This window comes from Pseudomonas sp. EGD-AK9 (assembly GCF_000465935.2).
Lineage (GTDB): Bacteria > Pseudomonadota > Gammaproteobacteria > Pseudomonadales > Pseudomonadaceae > Aquipseudomonas.
In genome coordinates this window covers 1-5,579 of sequence record NZ_AVOF01000219.1, presented here as the reverse complement: position 1 = coordinate 5,579, position 5,579 = coordinate 1, and the positions used below count along the sequence as shown (strand labels likewise).

At 67.7% G+C, this 5,579-nt stretch carries 5 protein-coding genes and 1 pseudogene; 5 read left to right on the top strand and 1 reads right to left on the bottom strand.

All coding sequences use genetic code 11. The annotated features are described in order from the left end of the window. Positions 1-1,177 (bottom strand): annotated as a pseudogene (locus N878_RS11465) (5-methyltetrahydropteroyltriglutamate--homocysteine S-methyltransferase); the annotation flags it as partial. Positions 1,178-1,373: 196 nt separating this feature from the next. On the opposite strand from N878_RS11465, the gene metR reads away from it, so the two are divergent. From metR to N878_RS11440, 5 genes are all read left to right on the top strand, one after another. Then, on the top strand, positions 1,374-2,291 hold the full coding sequence (gene metR, locus N878_RS11460) for a transcriptional regulator MetR (protein ID WP_021443796.1): 918 nt from the start codon (positions 1,374-1,376) through the stop codon (positions 2,289-2,291). Between the two features lie 89 nt (positions 2,292-2,380). Next, complete coding sequence (locus N878_RS11455; RefSeq protein ID WP_021443795.1) at positions 2,381-2,800, top strand: hypothetical protein; 420 nt, start codon at positions 2,381-2,383, stop codon at positions 2,798-2,800. Between the two features lie 88 nt (positions 2,801-2,888). Then, complete coding sequence (locus N878_RS11450; RefSeq protein WP_021443794.1) at positions 2,889-3,095, top strand: DUF2933 domain-containing protein; 207 nt, start codon at positions 2,889-2,891, stop codon at positions 3,093-3,095. Positions 3,096-3,113: 18 nt separating this feature from the next. Then, complete coding sequence (locus N878_RS11445) at positions 3,114-3,785, top strand: isoprenylcysteine carboxylmethyltransferase family protein (protein WP_021443793.1); 672 nt, start codon at positions 3,114-3,116, stop codon at positions 3,783-3,785. Beyond that, positions 3,782-5,579 (top strand): heavy metal translocating P-type ATPase (locus N878_RS11440; protein ID WP_021443792.1); only part of this gene is annotated, 1,798 nt, incomplete at its 3' end. The genes N878_RS11445 and N878_RS11440, both read left to right, overlap by 4 nt.

The following is a 5,579-nucleotide window of genomic DNA, read 5'->3' as shown; positions in this document are numbered from 1 at the left end:
GGGCGGCCTGCACCGCGCGGCTCTGCGCCAGCGCGGCCTGCACCTCGGCATCCTCCGGCGCCTCCAGCGCCTGGCCGAGCAACGCGACCTCGCGGCATTTCTGCACGGCGAAGGCCAGCCAGCTCTTCAGTTCGGCGTCCAGCTGATCCTCGCGTTCCAGGTCCACCGGACTGTGCAGCAGCGAGCAGGACGGCGCCACCCACAGGCGCTCGCCCAGGCGTTCGTGGGCATGGCGCAGCAGCGCCAGCGTCTGCTCCAGGTCGCAGCGCCAGACGTTGCGACCGTTGACCACGCCGAGCGACAGCACCTTGTAGGCCGGCAGGCGATCGAGGATGGTCGGGTACTGCTCCGGCGCGCGCACCAGGTCGATATGCAGGCCGTCCACCGGCAGATTGGCGGCCAGGCCGAGATTGTCCTCCAGGCCGCCGAAGTAGGTGGCGATCAGCTTCTTGCCCGGCTCGCGCTGCAGCAGGTTGTAGGCACGCTCGAAGGCGTTCTTCCAGTCCTGCGGCAGGTCCAGCGCGAGGATCGGCTCGTCGATCTGCACCCATTCCACGCCCTGGGCGGCCAGGCGCTGGAGTATCTCGCCGTAGACCGGCAGCAGGCGTTCGAGCAGCTCCAGCTTGTCGAAGTCGCTGCCCTTGGCCTTGCCCAGCCACAGGTAAGTCAACGGGCCGATCAGCACCGGCTTGACGGCGTGACCGAGGGCATGGGCTTCGTCCACTTCCTCGAACAACTGCTCCCAGCTCAGGGCGAACTGCTGGTCGACGGCAAACTCAGGCACCAGGTAGTGGTAGTTGGTATCGAACCACTTGGTCAGCTCCTGGGCGTGGGCGCCGCCGCAGCAACTGTGGTCGCTCTGGTTGCCAACGGCGCCACGGGCCATGGTGAACAGGGTATCGAGGCCCGGCTTGCCGGCGGCCGGACGAAAGCGCTCGGGGATCACGCCCAGCGCCAGGGAATGGCCGAGCACCTGGTCGTACCAGGCGAAGTCGCCGACCGGCAGCAGCTCGATGCCGGCGTCCTTCTGCAGCTGCCAGTGCTCGGCCCGCAGGCGCTGGCCGACCGCACGCAGGCCGGCCTCGTCGAGCGTGCCTTGCCAATGGGCTTCGAGGGCTTTCTTCAGTTCGCGGTCGCGACCGATACGGGGAAAACCGAGGGAATGGGACAGGGCCATGTCAGAACGCTCCATAGGGAAATCGGGATGGCGCTATTCTCGGCAGACGCATCGAGTGAGACAAACTCAAGATATTTGTATTGATCTATAGAATCACTCATGTAGCCTGGATGAGGCTTTACCCATCCACCATCGAGCGGCGCGCGCCGGCGGTGGATACACACAGTGTCATCCACCCTAGGTCCGTGAGTCCGCCATGCTCGAACTACGCCATCTGAAAACCCTGCACGCCCTGCGCGAAACCGACAGCCTGGTGGAGGCCGCCGAGCGCCTGCACCTGACCCAGTCGGCGCTGTCGCACCAGTTCAAGGAGCTGGAGGAACGCCTCGGCCTGCAGCTGTTCGTGCGCAAGACCAAGCCGGTGCGCTTCACCAGCGCCGGCCTACGCCTGCTGCAGCTGGCCGACGCCACCCTGCCGCTGCTGCGCGGTGCCGAGCGCGATCTGGCGCGCCTGGCCGGTGGCACCGCGGGCCGCCTGCATATGGCCATCGAGTGTCACAGCTGCTTCCAGTGGCTGATGCCGACCATCGACCAGTTCCGCGATGCCTGGCCGGAGGTGGAGCTGGACCTGGCCTCGGGCTTCTCCTTCGCCCCGCTGCCGGCGCTGGCGCGTGGCGACCTGGACCTGGTGGTGACCTCGGATCCCCTCGAGCTGGCCGGCATCACCTACGTGCCGCTGTTTACCTACGAGGCGATGCTCGCCGTGGCCAACCAGCACCGCCTGGCAAGCAAGGCCTATATCCAGCCGGAGGACCTGGCCAGCGAAACCCTGATCACCTACCCGGTGGAGCGCGACCGTCTGGACATCTTCACCCGTTTCCTCGAACCGGCCGACGTCGAGCCGGCGCAGGTGCGTACCTCGGAGCTGACGGTGATGATGATGCAGCTGGTGGCCAGCGGCCGCGGAGTCTGCGGCCTGCCCAACTGGGCGCTGCACGAGTACAGCTCGCGCGGCTACGTCAGCGCCAAGCGCCTGGGCGAAAAGGGCCTGTTCGCCACGCTCTATGCGGCGATCCGCAGCGACATGCTGGATGCGCCCTTTATGCGCGACTTCCTGCTGACCGCCAAGGACACCTCCTTCGCCAGCCTGGAAGGGGTCAGCGTGGCGCGCTGACGGCCAGCGCCAGCATTGATCTGGATCAAGGCGCCTCGCACGCGGCGGGTCTTTACTGACAATACCTTCACCCACCTGCGGCCCGCGCCATGATCCAAGCCCTGCGCCAGCGCCATTCGAGGCTTGCCGGACACCTGGCGGTGCTGTGGCTCGTGCTGTTTCTCGGCTGCTCCCTCGTCCATGTCGACAGCCACCCCCATCTGGATGGGCAACTGGGCGAGGAGTCGGCCAGCGTTCTCAATCTCGAGGAGGCGGCCACGTTCCTGCAGACCACCCACGGCCATGGCGCGGCGGGGACCGGTGCGCTGACCAACAGCTGCAGCGCCCTGCAGACCATCCTTTTCAGCCAACTGCTGTCGCTGCTGGCACTGGCCGCGCTGATCGCCATGCCCGGTCTGCTCGCCCTGCCCGGCAGGCTGCGCGGCCGCCTGCTGCGTCTCGTCCCCTGCGCGCACGCGCCCGGTTTCCCGCCGCCCCTGCACCTGCAACTGCAGCGCTTCAACGAATAACCCCGCCTCTTCCAGTGCAATGCGCAGCCTGCCCGCGCCGGTCATTCGCCGTGCCGGCAAGCTCCCTCCGATTACTGGAGAGTCCGTCATGTCTCACGATCTGCGTCCGGCCCCCGCGGCCACTACCTGGCGTTTCTGGCCGGCCCTGCTGCTGTTCGGCGCCATCGCCCTGTTCCTCCTCTGGGAGGAGCACGAAGCCCATCTGCTCGGTGCCCTGCCCTACCTGGTCCTGCTGCTCTGCCCGCTGCTGCATCTGTTTATGCACCGTGGGCACGGTCGGCACGATCGTCACTGAGGCGGGAGGCTGCCGCATATGGAAACTACGACCTCGGCCTACGGCCTGTGGGGCCTGGTGATAGTCAACTCACTGGCGTTCATCCTGTTCGCCTTCAGCTTCTTCAAGCCCAGCAGCGCGCGGGACTGGCGTACCTTCGGCAGCTTCGCGGCCTTTATCGTCGCGCTGTTCGTCGAGATGTACGGCGCGCCGCTGACCCTCTACCTGCTGGCCGGCTGGCTGCAGAGCCGCTACCCGCAGCTCGACCCGCTGTCCCACGAGGCCGGCCATCTGTGGCACAGCCTGCTGGGCCTAGAGGGCGATCCGCACTTCGGCGCGCTGCATATCCTCGGCAACCTGCTGATCTTCGCCGGTTTCTGGCTGCTGGCCAGCGCCTGGCGCGTGCTGTATCGCGCGCAGCAGGCCGGCGAGCTGGCCGACAGCGGCCCCTACGCGCGCGTTCGCCATCCGCAATACCTGGCCTTCGTGCTGATCATGCTGGGCTTTCTGCTGCAGTGGCCGACCCTGCTGACCCTGCTGATGTTCCCCGTCCTGCTGCTGATGTACGTGCAGCTGGCCAGGCGCGAGGAGCAGGAGATGCTCGTGCACTTCGGCGACACCTATCGCCGCTACCGCGACGCCACCCCGGCGTTCCTGCCCTGGCCAACGGCCCGCCCGCACGCCGCCGCGGACACGAGGAAGCAACCATGAACCACTTGCCCATGCCGCAGCCCACGGCAGCGCCCGATGGCCAGGAACAGGTGCTCGACCCGGTGTGCAGGATGGCCGTCGTCCCTACCGCGGCCAGTGCCAGCGCCGAGTTCGCCGGCACCCGCTACTGGTTCTGCTCGGCGCATTGCCGCGACGAGTTCCTGCGCGATGCGCCGCGTTACGTTGCCGGCAGCGCCGCTCAGCCCTGCCAGCACAGCCATGCGCCGGCTGCCGCCACACCGGCGAGCGCAGGCCGGCAACTGGCGAAGGACCCGATCTGCGGGATGATGGTGGACAAGGCCACGGCACTGTCGCGCGAGCGCGGCGGGCGCACCTACTACTTCTGCAGCGACAGCTGCGTGCGCACCTTCGAGTCGCCGGAGGCCGAGCTCAAAGCCATGCAGTCCCGCGTGGCCATCGCCCTGACCGGGGTGCTGGCGCTGGCCCTGCTGCGCGCCGGCGCCTTTATCGGCCTGGCCACCGGCGCCATGCTGATGAGCTGGGTGCCGTTCGACGCGCTGCCGTTCTTCACCTGGGGCATGTGGCTGTTCCTGCTGGTGACACCGGTGCAGTTCATCGGCGGCTGGAGCTTCTACAAGGGCGCGTGGAATGCCATTCGCACGCGCAATATCAACATGGATTTCCTGATCGCCATGGGCACCTCGGTGGCCTACTTCTACAGCGTCGCGGTGCTGTTCTTTCCCGAGGTGCTGCCTGTCAAGGTGGGCGAGCGTGAGGTCTATTTCGAGGTCTCGGCGGTGATCATCGCCTTCGTCCTGCTGGGCCGCTACATGGAGGAGATCATCAAGAAGAAGTCCTCGGCCGCGGTGCGCCGTCTGCTCGACCTCAAGCCGGCCATCGCCCACGTGATCCGCGACGGCGAGGAAGTCGACCTGCCGGTGGAGAACGTCATGGTCGGCGAGATGCTGGTGGTCAAGCCCGGCGAGAAGATTCCCACTGACGGCGAGGTCAGCGAAGGCCAGACGAGCGTCGACGAGTCGATGCTGACCGGCGAATCGATGTCGGTGGACAAGCGCCCGGGCAGCGCGGTGATCGGCGGCACCCTCAACCGCAGCGGGGTGTTCCGCTTCAAGGCCAGCCGGATCGGCGCCGACACGGCGCTGGCGCAGATCATCAGGATGGTCGAGGAGGCGCAGGGCAGCACCGCGCAGATCCAGCGCCTGGCCGATCAGGTCACCGCCTACTTCGTCCCGGCAGTGGTCGGCGTGGCCTTCCTGGCGCTGTTCGGCTGGTGGCTGGCCGGCAGCTTTCCCCAGGGGCTGATGGCCTTTATCGCGGTGCTGATCATTTCCTGTCCCTGCGCGCTCGGCGTGGCCACCCCCGCCGCGCTGATGGTGGGGGTCGGCAAGGGCGCCGATAACGGCATCCTGATCCGCGGCGGCGAAGTGCTGGAGCGGGCGGAAAAGCTCTCCACCGTGGTGTTCGACAAGACCGGCACCATCACCCGCGGCGAACCCGCGCTGACCGACCTGCTGGCCTTCGGCGGCGCCGCCGAGGACGAGGTGCTGCAGCTGGCCGCCGCCGTCGAATCCGGCTCCGAACATCCGCTGGGTGCGGCCATCGTGCGCGCTGCCCGCCAGCGCGGCATGCGCCTGCCGAAGGCCGATGCGATCGCGGGCATCGCCGGCCATGGTATCGCCGGCACGGTCGAGGGGCGCACCGTCTGGCTCGGCAACCGGCGCCTGTTCGCCCGCGAGGGGATCGCCAGCGCAGAGGCCGAGGCGAGCCTGGTCGCCCTGGAAGCCGATGGCAAGACCGCCATGCTGGTCGGCG